We start from the raw sequence: 16,120 nt of genomic DNA, 5'->3' as shown, positions 1-16,120 counted from the left end.
CGTTCGCGTTCATCGGCGCTCGGCAGATCGGGCACTTGGGGCGCTTGTCAACACTCACCCGCTCATATAGGCCCCACCCCTATGGGGAACGCGACTTTACGCGGTCAGATCAACGAAAAGTCCGGGTTGATGCCACACTTCCTTGCCGGTATCCCGAGAAGTGTGCAGATCCCCGCGTCTCTCGTCGATATCGGGACTTCTCCCCCTGTGAGGGGGCGGGGAGAAGTGTTCCCGTCGCGTTACACAGCATCGGAGTTTGCTTTCTCCCCCAGAGGAGCGGAGGAGAAGTCGCTGGGATGAGCGTCCAGAACATCATGAGCGCCTCCTTCCCCCTGGGCGCTGGAGGGAAATAGACACCCGAGGACTGTGATGAGCTCCCGCGAGCCCCAGTCCCCGGAGGCTGGGGGTTGGGGGACCGTTCTGCAGACGCTGGTGGGGGGGGGTCCTCCCAGTCCCTGGAGGGTAGGGGCTGGGACGGCAAGCTCCATCACGACAGCCCCCAAGCCTCAATTCCCGCTGGGGGCGGGTTTGGAGTGGTCGAGGAGATAGGGGGTGAGCCACTTCGTGCCTCCAGTTCACGAGCGCGGGGTTGGAGTAGGTGAATTAGCGGCTTTGAGGTGCCGGAACCACCGCCTAGGAGCCTCTTTCCTATGTCAGCGATCCACAAGTCGAACCTGATAGCCCGGAGTGGAGAAGAAACCCCAGGTCGAGGTCGGAAATCTGCCTGTTATGCGTGGCCTGTGTCCGACTTGTGGGCGTGCCTGAGCCTGCGGGGCCTGCTGTATGGGGGTTGTGTCCGACTTGTGGGCATCTCTGAGCCTGCGATGCCGTGTGCTCCACCACAAATCGTTAGCGGTAACGATTGGGTAACGAGGTGCCGTCCTCGATTTTGTTGATGCTTCCAAGTGTCGTACGCTTGCCCTACACCAATGAAGGTGATTGTCGTAACCCGTTTCGTTAGCGTTAACGAGTTGTGGCTTACAAAACTCCGGACACATTGCCGTGGCCGGTACCCGAGGGGTGAAAAGTGACGAACTTGCTTGAGTTGAAGGGGATCTCCAAGACCTTCCCCGGTGTGAAGGCGTTGTCCGATGTGGACCTCGACCTTCGTGCCGGCGAGATCCTGGGACTCTGCGGTGAGAATGGCGCCGGTAAATCGACGCTCATGAAGGTACTCACCGGTATTCACAAGGCAGATCCGGGAGGTGAGATCTGGCTGCAGGGTGAGAAGGTGAATCTCAAAGGGCCGAACCATGCGCGTGAGCTCGGGCTGAGCATCATCCATCAGGAGCTCAATATCATCCCCGACCTCACGGTCGCTCAGAACCTTTATATCGGTCGCGCAGGCTCCCACCAGGGTGGCTATATCAACGACCGTAAGATGGTAAGGGATGCCAAGGCCCTTTTCGAGCGCCTGAACATGGATCTCAACCCGAACGACGTGTGCCGTGACCTCACCGTTGCTCGCCTGCAGATGCTTGAGATCGCCCGAGCCCTCTCCTACGAGGAAACGAAGATCCTCGTCATGGACGAGCCTACTGCGCCGCTCACGACCACCGAGACGGAGTCCCTCTTCGAACTCGTTCGTAACTTCATCACCCCCGAAACCGGCCTCATCTTCATCACCCACCGCATGCCCGAGCTTAAGGAACTCACCAACCGCATTTCCGTGCTCCGCGACGGCCAATACGTGGGAACTGTCGAAACCGAAACGACCCCCTTGTCCGAGGTCATTCGCCTCATGGTCGGGCGCGAGGTCCCCGCCGACGCTCGTCCCACAACCCGCCCCCTCTCCGATGAAGCAGTCCTCAAAGTCGAGCACCTTTCCACGAAAAAAGCCGTCCACGACATCTCCTTCGAAGTGAAGAAGGGCGAGATCTTCGGCTTTGCCGGCCTCGTCGGCGCAGGCCGCACCGAGGTTGCCCGTGCTTTGTCGGGAGCCGATCCTCATACCGAAGGCGAGATCACCATCAACGGTAAGATAGTCTCGATCCGCAACGCCGCAGACGGTGTGAAGTACGGCATTGGCTATCTCTCCGAAGACCGCAAGCAATACGGCCTCCTCCTCGACAAATCGATCGCCTTCAACACCGCGCTCGCCGCGATGGACCGCTTTACAACGGGCGGCATCATCAACGGCAGGAAGATCACCAAGGTTGCTCGAGACTACGTCGAAAAGCTGCGCACCCGCACCCCGAGCGTCGAAGCCGAACTCCGCTCCCTCTCCGGCGGCAACCAACAGAAGGTCGTCATCGCGAAGTGGCTCGTGCGCGACTCGGACATTTTGATCTTCGATGAACCGACTCGAGGCATCGATGTCGGCGCTAAGGATGAGATCTACACCCTCCTTGAGGAACTCGCCAGGCAAGGCAAAGCGATCATCGTGATTTCATCCGAATTGCCAGAGGTTCTGCGCCTCGCGAATCGAGTTGCAGTCATGGCCCACGGGCGCATCATTGGCACCCTCGACAATGAGGTCGCCACCCAGGAAAACATCATGGAACTGGCCACCGTCGGTCAGGAAGAAGCGAATGGAGTAGTCGCGTGACCACCGCTACCGTCAAGGCGCAGCAGCCCACCAACCCGGTGGCCGCCTTCATCAAGTCCAACATGCAGCTCGTGATGGTCTTCATTGCATTGGTGATCATCTATGCGTACTTCATGTTCGCAGCCCCGAACTTCGCTCAGGCGAAGATCTTCACCGACATCCTCTTGCAGGCCGCATACATCGGTGTCATGGCGCTGGGTGCGACCTTCGTCATCGCAACTGCTGGTATTGATCTGTCCGTTGGCACCGGCATGACTCTCGTCGCAGTCATGGCGGGCGTCTTCTTGTCAGCCGATTGGATGAACCTCCCCCTGGGAGTCGGCCTGATCCTCGTTCTCCTCTTCGGCGCCTTCGTCGGCCTCATCAACGGTGTGAACATCTCGATCCTCGGCCTGCCTCCCTTCATCGCCACACTCGCGATGATGATGGTCGCCCGCGGCCTCGCGCTCATCATCTCCGACAAGTCCACGATCTCGATCGCGAATAAGGATTACATCGCCCTGTCGACCGGCAGCCTTTTCCCGACCGTCTGGGGCGCTACCTTGACGAATGCCGCACTGATCTTCGTCCTGCTTACCATCCTCGCCGCCTTCCTCCTGTCAAAGACGCTCCTGGGCCGCTACGCCCTCGCAATTGGCTCCAATGAGGAAGCGACGCGCCTCTCGGGCGTGAACGTGCGCCTGTGGAAGGTCATCATCTACGTTGTCGCCGGTGTCTTCATGGCGATCGGCGCGATCCTCTACTCCGCGCGCTTCGGATTCGTCCAGCCCGCTGAAGGCGTTGGCTTCGAACTCAACGTCATCGCAGCAACCGTCATCGGCGGCACCTCGCTCTCCGGCGGTCGCGCCTCAATCCCCGGTGCCCTCCTCGGTGCGCTCATCATGGAGACCCTGAAGAAGGGCCTGACGATGATGGGCGTCGCCTCCGAATGGCAGCTGGTTGTCACCGGTGTCGTCGTTCTCCTCGCAGTCTTCATCGACAACATCCGTCGAGCCCGCGAAAACGCCGCCTGATCCTCGAGATCTTTCCCAAGGGACATCGTCGTCCACACAACAACGGACATCGCCGTCCACACAACACAGGGCAGACAAAGGTCTGACCGCCCCCATGAAAGGAATACACATGCGCCCCATCGGACGTATCGTCGCCGTCGCCGCCGCCGGTTCCATGGCCTTCGGCCTCGCCGCCTGCTCGACCTCCACCGACTCGGCCGCCAGCGACACCGCCGCCGCAGACAAGAGTGGTACTTCTGAGACTGTCACGGAATCGACTGAGGTGCCCAAGGGCGATGGCTCCAAGACCATCTACCTCGTCTCCAAGGGCTTCCAGCACCGCTTCTGGCAGGCAGTGAAGGAAGGTGCCGAACAGGCCGGTGCCGAGTTCAACTACAAGATTCAGTTCGTCGGCCCCGACGATGAGACGAAGGTGACCCAGCAGCTCGACCAGCTCCAGGCTGCCCTCGACACGAACCCGGCAGCCATTGGCCTTGCGGCCCTCGACTCGGGCGCTGCAGGCCCACTCCTCACCCAGATCGAATCCGCCGGGATTCCTCTCGTTGCGTTCGACTCCGGTGTCGACTCCGATCTTCCGCTCACCACGGTCTCGACCGACAACTATGCAGCCGCCGAAGAGGCTGCGAAGCACATGATCGAGCTCCTCGATGGACAAAAGGGCACCGTTGGACTCGTCTGCCACGACGCGACCTCCACCACCGGCAAGCAGCGCTGCGAGGGCTTCAAGAACTACTTCGAGAAGAACGCCCCCGCCGACCTCAAGCTCCTTGATGAGCAGATCGCAGGCGAGGTCGGCAAGGCTGCCGACACTTCGAAGGCCATCATCCAGGCGAACTCCGATATCGTCGGCTTGTACGGCTCGAACGAGGCCGCAGCCTCCGGCGCGATCCAGGGTGCCACTGAATCTGGCAAGAAGCTCGTCGTCGTTGGCTTCGACTCCGGTAAGACCCAGATCAACGCGATTAAGGACGGCTCTCAGGCCGGCGCCGTGACCCAGGCCCCCAAGCTCATGGGCTACAAGACTGTGACCGCCGCGATCCAGGCGATCAACGGAATCGCTCTGCCGAAGACCATCGACTCCGGCTTCTACTGGTACGACAAGTCCAACATCGATTCGGACGAGATCAAGCCGAACCTCTACGAGTGAGCGTGAAGGGGCGGGCCTTTTCACAGGCCCGCCCCTGCCACTCGCATCTGGAATCCGAGGGGTGTGGCAACCCCGCTGTCTAAGGAACAATCGATTAAGGAAACACAGACAATGACTGATCACCCCCGTATCGGAATCCGCCCCGCAATTGACGGACGTCGTCAGGGCGTGCGCGAGGCGCTCGAAGAGCAGACCATGAATATGGCGAAGGCCGTCGCCGAGCTCTACACTGCTAACCTGCGCTACACCGACGGCACCCCGGTTGAATGTGTCATCGCCGACACTACGATCGGCCGCGTCCATGAAGCCCAAGCCTGCGCTGACAAGTTCCGCAAGAACGATGTCGGTCTGACCATCACCGTCACTCCCTGTTGGTGCTACGGCACCGAAACCACGGACATGGATCCCGCAATGCCGCACGCCATCTGGGGCTTTAACGGTACGGAGCGTCCCGGTGCCGTCTACCTTGCCGCAGCTTTGGCCGGATACGCGCAAATGGGCATCCCCGCTTTTGGTATCTACGGCAAGGATGTGCAAGACGGCGACGACAATTCCATTCCCGAGGACGTTCGGGCTCGTCTCCTTGACTATGCAACCGCAGGCCTCGCCGTTGCTCAGATGAAGGGCAAGTCCTACCTGTCCATGGGCGGTGTCGCCATGGGTATTGCGGGCTCCATGGTTGATCCCTCGTTCTTCGGCCCCTACCTCGGCATGCGCAACGAGTACATTGACATGTCCGAGTTCACTCGCCGCATCGAAGAGGGCATCTACGATCCGGAGGAGTACGAGAAGGCATACGCGTGGATTCGTGAGAACCTCACCCTCGGCAAGGACTGGAACCCCGAAGAATGGCAGAAGCCTGAGCAATTCGAGGACTGGTGGAAGTTTGTCACGAAGATGACGCTCATTGGCCGTGATCTCATGCAGGGCAACCCTCGCCTCGCCGAACTCGGTTTCGAAGAAGAGGCCGGTGGCCACGGCGCAATCGCCGCGGGCTTCCAGGGGCAGCGCCAGTGGACCGATCACTTCCCCAATGGCGATGTCATGGAGACTTTGCTCAACACCAACTTCGATTGGAACGGGCCGCGTCAGCCCAATGTCCTCGCCACCGAGAACGACTCGCTCAACGGTGTGTCGATGCTCTTTAACTACCTGCTGACCAATACGCCTCAGATCTTCTCCGATGTTCGCACCTACTGGAGCCCGGAAGCCGTTGAGCGCGTCACCGGCTGGAAGCCCGAAGGCCGCGCTGCGGTCGGCTTCCTCGACCTGCGCAACTCGGGCTCGACGACCCTGGATGGGGCTGGCAAGGCGACCCGTGATGGCAAGAACGTCATCAAACCCTGGTGGGAGATCACCGAAGATGACCAGAAGGCGACTCTCGAGGCCACAACCTTCCATCCGGCTTCGACTGGCTACTTCCGCGGTGGCGGTTTCTCGACCCACTTCCGCACTTCCGGCGAAATGCCCGTCACTATGGTGCGCGTCAACCTCGTGAACGGAAAGCCCTACCTCCAGATCGCCGAAGGGTGGACCGTTGAGTTGCCCGATGAGGTTGCGACCACGATCGAAGAGCGGACGAACATCGAGTGGCCCACGACCTGGTTCGTTCCGAACCTCACGGGTGAGGGCGCTTTCAAGAGCGTCTACGACGTGATGAACAACTGGAGCGCGAACCATGGTGCGATCTCCTACGGACACATCGGTTCGAGGCTCATTACCCTTGCCTCGATGCTGCGCATCCCGGTCAATATGCACAATGTCCCTGAGGATCAGGTCTTCCGTCCGCGCGCCTGGTCTCTGTTCGGCACTGCCGATCCGGAGGGTGCCGACTACCGTGCCTGCGCGGAGTTCGGTCCGCTCTACCGCTGATTCATGATTGGTGGGTGGGCCCGACGGCGGGCCCGCCCACCCTCGGATCGATTCGAAGACGAATCACCCCCGGCGCAAAGAAGCGCCTCACATGGGCGTAGCGCCCAGTCGGACAGAGCATCTACCTGAGGTGCAGCGCCTAGCTCGGATACTGAAGCCTGGAGCCCAGTGTTTCACGCTCCCGGGTGAGAAGAAACGCCCCATCTCGACATCGAAAGGCAAGAGACACATGACCACTGCACTCGCAGTCGATCTCGGCTCGGCTTCGGGCCGCGTGATCGCGGGTACGATCCTTGACGGACGCCTTGAGGTGGAGGAGATTCACCGTTTCAAGCACCAGGCGATTCGCGATGATTCTGGCTCCTTGATCTGGGATGTCGACACGATGTGGGAGCAGACGCTCGAGGGATTGAAGAAGGCGGTCGCTCGCTTCCCCGACGCAGTCTGCGTTTCCGTTGACACCTGGGGCGTGGACTTCGTGCCCCTTGATGCGAAGGGGGAAAGATGCGGTGCTGCCCGCGCCTATCGTGATGAGCGCACCACCCGCACCCTCAAGGCGTTCCGTTCCCGCATTGATGACCGTTCTTTCTTCGAGATGTCGGGGAACCAGCCTGCGACGATTAACACTGCGAATCAGCTTTTCGCCTTCACCATCGAAGATCCTGAACTGGCCGAGCGGACGGAAAGTGTTCTATTCCTGCCTGACTACTTCGCCTGGAAACTCACCGGCGTGAAGGGATGGTCGCGTTCGATCGCTTCGACCTCGGGCCTGTGCGTTCCCGGAGCCTCGCGCTTCAACGATGACATGTTCGCGCGATTGGGGATCCCGCGCTCTTGGTTCGGCGAGCTCAACGATGATTTGAGCATTGTCGGGCCCTGCACCGTCCCGGGTCTTGAGGGGCTCAGCGTCGTCCGCGGTGGAGCCCATGACTCGGCCTGCGCCGTCCACGGCCTGCCCATTGACGAGGGTGTTCGCGCCTACTTCCTCTCGTGCGGATCCTGGTCCGTTCTTGGTGCACTCGAGGATCATGCGCTCGTCAGCGATGCTGCTTATGAGCTCGGCGTGACGAACGAGTCTCGCACGGACGGGGGAGTGCGTCCTCTGTTCAATATCACCGGCATGTGGATCCTCCAGGAGATTCAGCGTCAGTGGGAGCGCGAAGGCACTCCCACCGACACGGATGAACTTGTCGCCCAGGCTCGAGAATGCGCGCCTTGCACGGCATTCTTCGACCCTGATGATCCACGTTTCGCCGAACCGGGGGAGATGCGAGAGAAGATCGATTCTGCGCTTGACGAGCAAGGAGCCCCTCATCCTTCCTCCATGCCTGAATATGTGCGCCTCATTATCGAATCCTTCGCCCGACGCTACGCCAGAGCAATTGATGAGCTTTCCAAGGTGACGGGCACTCGCCCTGAACAGCTCAATCTCGTTGGCGGAGGGGCCCGCAACCGTCTCTTGTGCGATCTGACCGCGAGTATTTCCGGCGTGACCGTGATCCGTGGCCCGATCGAGGCCTCCACTCTTGGTTCGCTCATCGCCCAGCTTGAAACCCTCGGGCATCTCGATCCCGCCCAGCGCAGCGCATTCATTGCGAAAACAGCGAAGACCCATGTCCACGCGCCCTCCAAGCCCTAAGAAGGTCTCTCTCGCTGACGTTGCGGCCAACGCCGGAGTCTCCACGAACACAGTTTCGCGCGTTGTTCGAGGAGACCCGGAAGTCGCGGATGCGACGAGGGCGAGGATCTCCGCTCTCCTCGATGAGATGGGATATCGGCCAAATTATGCGGCCCGGGCACTCGCATCGAAGAAGACGGGGGTCTTGCACGTTCTGCTTGCCGCGCCGATGTTCCATGGGCACGGCAGGGTCCTGCTCTCCGTCCTCAATGCGGGTTCTGAAGCCGGGTATCACGTCTCCTTGTCGAACGCATACCGTCCCGATGGTGCGCTGCACACGCAGGTCGCCCCCTTTGACGTGGACGGGGTCGTGATTCTGGCCGGCCAGGATCCGAGTGTTGAGCTTGCGATTGAGATCGGCAAGAGGATTCCCACCTGCCTGCTCTTGTCCTCGGAGAAGAATCTCGAGGGGATTTCGACGGCGTCCATTGACAATGTTCGAGGCTCGAGGCTAGCAGCTGAGCATCTCTTGCGTCAGGGGGTGTCCGATATCGTGCATATCGCCGGACCTCGGAACTGGTCGGATGCGGTGATGCGGCGCCAGGGCTTTACGCGGGCCTGCGAAGAGGCGGGCGTGGAGGGCCAGGTAATCGAGTCCTTCTCGTGGAACGCTCACGATGGCTATGACGCGATGCGCTCCCTTTCGCATCTGCCTCAAGCGCTTCAATGTGCGAACGATCAACTCGCTTTGGGAGCGATGCGCCTCATTCATGAGCGCGGTGCCAAAGTCCCCGAGGATGTGCGCGTCGTCGGTTTCGATGATGTTGATGGCGCCGACTGCTATACGCCGCCCCTGACGACGATCCGTCAGCCCTTCGACCGCTTGGGGCGCACTGGAGTGCGTCTTGTGCGTTCACTCATGGAGGGCGGCAGGGCTGAGGATGTCACCATTGATCCAGAACTCGTGATCCGGGCGAGTTCGACTCTCTAAGACCCCTTGTGTAACTGAACAAGAATCCCCCTCAGGAGAAAGGCCCGCCATGATCTACGGCTCAATGACTCATCCCCAGCTGCTGCGCGCGCTCGCCGCAGCCGGACACGGTTCGAAGATCCTACTCGCAGATGCGAACTACCCGCACACGACCGGAGTCTCCCCGCGCTGTGAGCTCGTTTCTTTGAACTTCGCCCCTGGCATGCTTGATGTCGTCCAGATCCTCGAGGTCTTGAAACAGGTGTGCCCGATCGAAAAGGCCGAGATCATGGTTCCGGCTCCCGATGCTCCCCAGGTGCAGATCCCGATCCATGAGGAGTTCAAGGCCCAGCTGCCCGACACCGAGTTCGCTGAACTGTCCCGTTTTGATTTCTATGATGCCGCCCGCAGTGAGGACGTCGGCATTATCGTCGCGACCGGTGAGCAGCGTCTCTACGGCAATCTGCTGCTCACTGTGGGAGTTCGCATGCCTGGACAGTGAGCTCTGTCGGCCTGCTTCTCACTTCATAGGGAAGGAAAAGCTTTCGCTTGCTTTTCTTTTTTAGGATCACCCCCTTCGGATAGGTTTCGCCCCCGAAGGGGGTGCTCTCATTCCTGAGAAAACCGTGCAATAAAGCCGAAAGAATGATGTGGTGCAGATTCTTCGCCCTTTATCTGAGGCAGGTGGATTTGAGGGGAAATGTGCGCTTGTGCACTTTCGATTTCTTGGCTAAACTCGCTGTAGCGGAAGCAAAGCGATAGTTTCTCGAAGGCTCACGAAGAGGTGATGGGTGTGGGGCGTCCAGAGCGCACGAGCTACATCCTCGATTGCCTCGCCATGAACGGCGAGGTCAGCGTCAGTGCCCTCGCCGAGGATCTTGACGTCTCTCTCGTCACCATCCGCACCACCTTGAAAGAACTCGAAGACGAGGGCTACCTCGTTCGCACGCACGGAGGAGCCAGGCCGACCGCCTACCGTAATATCCACCTGCGCCAGAACGACCGCATTAAGGAGAAAGAACGGATTGCGCGCGCCGCCGCCGCCATGATCCGTGACGACGACCGCATCATGATCGAAGCGGGTACGACCTGCTCCCTCGTGGTCAAGTACCTCACCGGCAAACGCGGGATCCAGGTCGTCACGAACTCTCTTCTCGTTTTTCAAAACGCTCGCCCGAACCCTCACATCACTGTGACCCTTACGGGCGGGCGCTTCCACCCTGAAACCGAATCCCTTGTCGGACCGGTTGCAGAAAAGTCCATCACGGACTTCAACGCACGCCTCGTCTTCCTCGGCACCGATGGTTTCTCCGTCGAACGGGGTTTGACGACCCAGCTCGTCGAGGGCGGCCATATCGGCGCCCTCATGAGCAAACGCACCGAGGAAACCTGGCTGCTGAGCGACTCGTCAAAATACGGGCGAGCCGGCTTCGTTAGCTTCATGGGAGTCGAGGACGTCACCGGGATCATCACCGACGACGCCCTTTTGGAAGAACCACAAAAGGAACTGAGCGAGCGCACGCAATTGCGCATCGTCTAGGAGGAAACACATGGCCACCATCGTGGTGATGCCCCAGCTGGGCAACTCTGTAGAGTCATGCATTATCGTCGAATGGCTCGTCTCCGAAGGTGACACGGTCGCCGTCGATCAGACGCTGTGCTCGATCGAAACCGACAAATCCACCATGGAGGTTCCCAGCACCGACGCTGGAACCGTCTTGAAGCTCCTGTGGGCTGAAGGTGACGAAGTCCCCGTCAAGGACCCGCTCATCATCCTCGGTGAAGCCGGTGAAGACATCTCCGCCCTCGTGCCCTCCGATTCCGCTGCCGAAGAAGCCCCCGCCCCCCAAGACTCCCCAGAGGCCGAAGCCCCCGAGGCCCCCGCCCCCTCCTTCGCCACTACAGCCGCCAGCGGCGCCGTCTCCCCCAGAGCACGCGCCCTCGCAGGTTCCAAAGGCATCGACACCTCCTCCATTGCCGAGGGTTCAGGCCCCCACGGGCGCGTTATCGAACGCGATGTCCAGGCCGTCATCGCCCAGGGCCCCGCCTACACCTCCGCCGCCACCCAACTCGGCGGCACCGCAGCAAGCGGCACCGGCCTTGGCGGACGAGTCACCACCGCCGACCTCCTCAAGCCCGCCCCCCAGGCCCCGGCCCCTCTCGCGGTTACGAGCGCGGACTTCCCGGGTGCTTCCACCACGGAAAAGCTCAAGGGCGTCCGCAAGGTCGTCGCCCAACGCATGATGGCCTCCCTGCAGGAAAGCGCCCAGCTCACCCTCAACACCTCCGCGAACGCTCAAGGTCTTCTCGCGCTGCGCAAGAGACTCAAGAACGCCGAGGAGTTCCTGGGCCTTGGCAAGATCACCCTCAACGACCTCGTCTGCTACGCGGTCGTCAAGACCTTGCCGAAGTACCCCGCCTTCAACGCGACCCTCGAGGGCCTGGACTTTACCCTCTTCGAACAGGTCCACCTCGCCTTCGCGGCCGACACCCCGCGAGGACTCCTCGTCCCGGTCATCCGCTCCGCGCAATCCCTCTCCCTCAAGCAGTTCTCCGCTGAAGCCAAGCGTCTCGCCTCGGAAGCCATTGAAGGCACCATCGCCCCCGACTACCTGTCCGGCGGCACCTTCACCGTGACGAACATCGGCTCCTTCGGGATCGAGTCCTTCACCCCCGTGATCAACCGCCCGCAGACCGCCATCCTCGGCGTCGCCGCCATCACGCCCCGCCCCGTCGTCACCGCTGAAGGCGAAATCGGAGTCGAGCAGCGTCTGGGCCTGTCCCTCACGATCGACCACCAGGTCATCGACGGCGCAGACGGCGCCCGCTTCCTCAAAGACCTCGTCCGGGCGATCGAGAACATCGACGTCACGGTTCTCGCCTGAAGCTCATTTAAAGGAGAAAACTGAGTCATGACTGAGACGAACTTCGACGTCATCGTTCTAGGAGCGGGCCCCGGCGGCTACCTCGCCGCCGAACGACTCGGACACGCCGGAAAGAAGGTCGTGCTCATCGAAGAGCAGTACCTCGGTGGCACCTGCCTGAACGTTGGTTGCATCCCGACCAAGACCCTGCTCGCCGGTGCGAAGAACTACCTCCACGCTAAGGAGGCCACGACCTTCGGCGTCAATGTGGAAGGCCTCGCCCTCGACTGGGGCCGCCTGCAGGACTGGAAGAACACAGTTGTCAAGGGCCTCGTGTCGGGAGTTGCCGCCACCGAGAAACGCGCCGGTGTCACCGTCGTTGAAGGGCGCGGACACTTCGACGCTCCCGGCAAAGTCAGTGTCAACGGTGTTCAATACACCGCAGAACACGTCATCATCGCGACGGGTTCTGTGCCCGCCGTTCCCCCGATCCCCGGAGTGAAAGACAACCCGGTTGTCGTCGATTCGACGGGCATCCTCTCCCTGCCTGAGGTGCCCAAGCGCCTTGCCGTCATCGGCGGCGGAGTCATCGGCGTTGAATTCGCATCCTTGTACTCGACCCTCGGCTCCGAGGTCACCGTCATTGAGATGACCCCCGAGATCCTGCCCTTCATGGATGATGACATGGCCGCCAGGATGCGCGCGGCGATGAAGGGCATCACCTTCGAGCTCGGCTGCCGCGTCGAATCTCTCGAGGGCGCGACCATCCATTATTCGAAGGGCGAGGAGAAGAAGAGCCTCGAAGCGGATGTCATCCTCATGGCCGTCGGGCGTCGCAGCGCAACCCAGGGCTGGGGAGGTGAAGAAGCTGGACTCGAAATCAACCGCGGCATCGTCGTCGACGACTGCATGCGCACGAATCTGCCGAACGTCTGGGCCATTGGTGACGTCACCGGACGCTCCCTCCTCGCCCACGCCGCCTACCGCATGGGCGAGATCGCGGCAGCGAACATCCTCGACCCCCAAGCTTCCAAACGAGGCGAGGTCATGCGCTGGAACACCGTGCCCTGGGCGGTCTTCTCAATCCCCGAGGCCGCAGGCGTGGGCCTGACCGAATCAGCTGCCAAACGCGAAGGCCGAGACGTCCTCGTCGCGAAGGTGCCCGCCCAAATGTCGGGGCGCTTCATCGCGGAGAACGGTTTCAAAGCCACCGGAGAAGCGAAGATCCTCGTCGACCCGAAGACCCACCAGATCCTCGGCATCCACGTCCTGGGCGCCTACGCCGCAGAAATGATCTGGGGAGCTCAGGCCGTCCTCGAAATGGAACTCACCGTCGAAGACCTCCGTCAAGTCGTCTTCCCCCACCCGACCGTCTCCGAAGTCATTCGCGAAGCCGTTTGGGCCGTCAAACTCTGAATCTCTGATCCTTCCTCACGAAAGAAACAAGACAATGACTAAGTCACTCATCATTGATCCCGCGAAGGTGCGGGCGGCCGGGCGGGTCGAGTTCCCCGAGGTCCCCATCAACCAGTACGTTTTCGACCTCAACACGGAGCTCGAGCGCTACGGCGCCGAGGGCATGGTGAACATGCTCCACGACATGATCGTCGTGCGCACCTTCGAATCCATGCTCGACTCGATTAAGAAGACCGGCGAATGGCAGGGCATCGCCTACAACCACAAGGGCCCCGCCCACCTGGGCATCGGCCAGGAATCCGCCTATGTTGGCCAGGCCACGGTTCTCGCCCCAGAGGACTTCGTTTTCGGTTCGCACCGCTCGCACGGTGAGATCCTGGCGAAGTGCTACTCCGCGATGCGCCAGATCCCCGCAGATCAGCTCGAAGAGATCATGAAGAGCTTCCTCGGCGGCGAAACCCTGTCCTTCGCGGAGAAGATCAACTACGCGAACACGACTGAACTGACGGAGAACTTCATCCTCTTCGGCGCCCTCGCTGAGATCTTCGCCCGCAAGTCCGGCTTCAACCGCGGCCTGGGCGGCTCCATGCACACCTTCTTCCTGCCCTTCGGCTCCTACCCGAACAACGCCATCGTCGGCGGTTCGGCCCCGGTGGCCAATGGCGCGGCCCTCTTCAAGCGCATCAACCGCAAGCCCGGCATTGTCGTGTCCAATGTCGGCGACGCGGCCCTCGCCTGCGGCCCCGTCTGGGAGGCCATGAACTTCGCGTCCATGGACCAGTTCCGCACCCTGTGGCGTGAAGAGGACGGCGGCTACCCGCCGATCCTGTTCAACTTCTTCAACAACTTCTACGGCATGGGCGGCCAGACCTACGGCGAAACCATGGGCTATGACGTCCTCGCCCGCGTCGGAGCGGCCCTCAACCCCGAAGCCATGCACGCCGAGCGCGTCGACGGCATCAACCCCCTCGCCGTCGCGGACGCCGTATCCCGTAAGAAGACGATCCTCGAGCAGGGGCGCGGCCCCGTCCTCATGGACACGATCACCTACCGCTTCTCCGGACACTCGCCCTCGGACGCGTCCTCGTACCGCACGAAGGACGAGGTCGAACTGTGGGAGAACGTCGACTGCATCAAGGAATACTCCCAGCTCCTCATCTCCAATGGCCTCACCACTCAAGACGACATCGACGCCTACACCGAGGGCCTGACCGAGAAGCTCACGAAGGTGTTGCAGCTCGCGATCGACGAGGACAACTGCCCGCGCATCGCCGACGGCTACATTGACACCGTCATGTTCTCCAACACCCCCACGGAGAAGATGGAAGAGGGCGAAGCGGAGATCGACCTCGAGGCCAACCCGCGTGTCGCCGCGATCGCCCGCAAGGTTCGCACCGCGAAGGACGAGAACGGCAAGCCCGTCTCGAAGATGAAGATGTACCAGTTCCGCGACGGCCTTTTCGAAGCGATGCTCCACCGCTTCAAGGAGGACCCGACGATGGCGGCCTGGGGCGAGGAGAACCGCGACTGGGGTGGCGCCTTCGCCGTGTACCGTGGCCTCACCGAGGCCCTCCCGTACCGTCGCCTCTTCAACTCGCCGATCGCCGAGGCTTCGATCGTCGGTGCCGGTGTCGGCTACGCAATGGCCGGCGGGCGTGCGGTCGTCGAACTCATGTACTGCGACTTCCTAGGCCGAAGCGGCGACGAGGTCTTCAACCAGATGGCCAAGTGGCAGTCCATGTCGGCAGGCCTGCTCAAGATGCCCCTCGTCTTGCGCGTCTCCGTCGGCAATAAGTACGGCGCCCAGCACTCTCAGGACTGGTCGGCCCTCACCGCCCACATCCCGGGCCTGAAGGTCTACTTCCCGACGACCCCGACGGACGCGAAAGGCATGCTCAACCTCGCCCTGCGCGGCACCGACCCGGTGGTCTTCTTCGAATCCCAGCTCCTCTACGACAAGGGCGAAGAATTCGAACCCGGTGGTGTTCCCGAGGGCTACTACGAGACGCCCGAGGGCGAACCGGCGATCCGCCGCGAAGGCAGCGACATCACGATCGCGGGCTACGGCGCCACAATGTACCGCGCCCTCGAAGCCGCCGAGGTCCTCCAGGAGAAGTACGGCATGAGCGCCGAGGTGATCGACCTTCGCTTCGTCGCACCTCTCAACTACGACAAGCTCATTGCCTCGGTGAAGAAGACCGGTCGCCTGCTCCTCACCTCGGATGCGGTCGAGCGTGGTAACTTCCTCAACACCGTTGCCGCGAATCTGCAGACCCTCGCCTTCGATGCGCTTGACGCGCCGATCGCGGTCGTCGGATCGCGTAATGGCATCACCCCCGGCCCCGAGTTGGAGTCCTACTTCTTCCCGCAGGTCGAGTGGATCATTGATGCGATCCACGAGCGCATCGTCCCGCTCCCGGGCCACACGCCCACGAGCAACCAGACCGAGGGCGAGATCGCTCGTCGCAACCGCCTCGGCCTGTGAGGCGCACCCGGTGGGTCGGGCATCCACCCCGACCCACCGGGCCCCGCCCTCGGCTCGCGCACGACGCGCGCCTTGAACGCCTCGGCCTGAAACGCACGATTTTCGGCTCCAGCAGAGCGAATGCAGAGCCGACTCACAAAAGGGCAAAGACGCCCGATCCTCAAGCGGTCACCACCGCTTCCCCCTT

11 protein-coding genes are annotated in these 16,120 nt (G+C 61.5%); all 11 read left to right on the top strand.

Translation table 11 applies throughout. The features are described 5' to 3' along the window. Positions 1-1,027: 1,027 nt before the first annotated feature. The 11 genes from JFX23_RS08825 (at position 1,028) to JFX23_RS08775 (ending at position 15,933) form a co-directional block, all read left to right on the top strand. The gene (locus JFX23_RS08825) at positions 1,028-2,548 is read left to right on the top strand and encodes a sugar ABC transporter ATP-binding protein (RefSeq protein ID WP_198776584.1); all 1,521 of its coding nucleotides are present in this window, start codon (positions 1,028-1,030) and stop codon (positions 2,546-2,548) included. Continuing rightward, positions 2,545-3,561, top strand: a complete 1,017-nt coding sequence (locus JFX23_RS08820; protein WP_198776583.1) for an ABC transporter permease — start codon at positions 2,545-2,547, stop codon at positions 3,559-3,561. The genes JFX23_RS08825 and JFX23_RS08820 overlap by 4 nt, the downstream gene beginning before the upstream one ends. Positions 3,562-3,670: 109 nt before the next feature. After that, positions 3,671-4,708 carry an ABC transporter substrate-binding protein gene (locus JFX23_RS08815; RefSeq protein ID WP_198776582.1) on the top strand — a complete coding sequence of 346 codons (1,038 nt, stop codon included), beginning with the start codon at positions 3,671-3,673 and terminating at the stop codon, positions 4,706-4,708. Positions 4,709-4,819: 111 nt separating this feature from the next. Continuing rightward, positions 4,820-6,580 carry an L-fucose isomerase gene (locus tag JFX23_RS08810; protein ID WP_198776581.1) on the top strand — a complete coding sequence of 587 codons (1,761 nt, stop codon included), beginning with the start codon at positions 4,820-4,822 and terminating at the stop codon, positions 6,578-6,580. Positions 6,581-6,809: 229 nt separating this feature from the next. Continuing rightward, positions 6,810-8,219: a rhamnulokinase gene (locus tag JFX23_RS08805; protein WP_198776580.1), complete on the top strand. Its 1,410-nt coding sequence runs from the start codon at positions 6,810-6,812 to the stop codon at positions 8,217-8,219. After that, entirely contained in the window at positions 8,194-9,189 is a 996-nt protein-coding gene (locus tag JFX23_RS08800; protein ID WP_198776579.1) for a LacI family DNA-binding transcriptional regulator, read from the top strand. Before JFX23_RS08805 ends, JFX23_RS08800 begins: the two co-directional genes overlap by 26 nt. 49 nt (positions 9,190-9,238) lie before the next feature. Beyond that, a complete protein-coding gene (locus JFX23_RS08795; protein WP_005963521.1) occupies positions 9,239-9,670 on the top strand; it encodes an RbsD/FucU family protein in 432 nt (143 codons plus the stop codon). A gap of 291 nt (positions 9,671-9,961) precedes the next feature. After that, complete coding sequence (locus tag JFX23_RS08790; protein WP_040314082.1) at positions 9,962-10,708, top strand: DeoR/GlpR family DNA-binding transcription regulator; 747 nt, start codon at positions 9,962-9,964, stop codon at positions 10,706-10,708. A gap of 10 nt (positions 10,709-10,718) precedes the next feature. After that, on the top strand, positions 10,719-12,053 hold the full coding sequence (locus JFX23_RS08785; RefSeq protein ID WP_198776578.1) for a dihydrolipoamide acetyltransferase family protein: 1,335 nt from the start codon (positions 10,719-10,721) through the stop codon (positions 12,051-12,053). 27 nt (positions 12,054-12,080) lie between these two features. Further along, positions 12,081-13,448 carry a dihydrolipoyl dehydrogenase gene (gene lpdA / locus JFX23_RS08780; RefSeq protein ID WP_198776577.1) on the top strand — a complete coding sequence of 456 codons (1,368 nt, stop codon included), beginning with the start codon at positions 12,081-12,083 and terminating at the stop codon, positions 13,446-13,448. A gap of 34 nt (positions 13,449-13,482) precedes the next feature. Then, the gene (locus JFX23_RS08775) at positions 13,483-15,933 is read left to right on the top strand and encodes an alpha-ketoacid dehydrogenase subunit alpha/beta (protein ID WP_198776576.1); all 2,451 of its coding nucleotides are present in this window, start codon (positions 13,483-13,485) and stop codon (positions 15,931-15,933) included. The last annotated feature ends 187 nt before the right edge of the window (positions 15,934-16,120 follow it).

Origin of the sequence: Schaalia cardiffensis (genome assembly GCF_016405145.1) — a bacterium.
In the GTDB taxonomy this organism is placed as follows: domain Bacteria; phylum Actinomycetota; class Actinomycetes; order Actinomycetales; family Actinomycetaceae; genus Pauljensenia; species Pauljensenia cardiffensis.
Note: the sequence above shows the minus strand (reverse complement) of the source record. Positions and strands in the feature narration are given on the sequence as shown.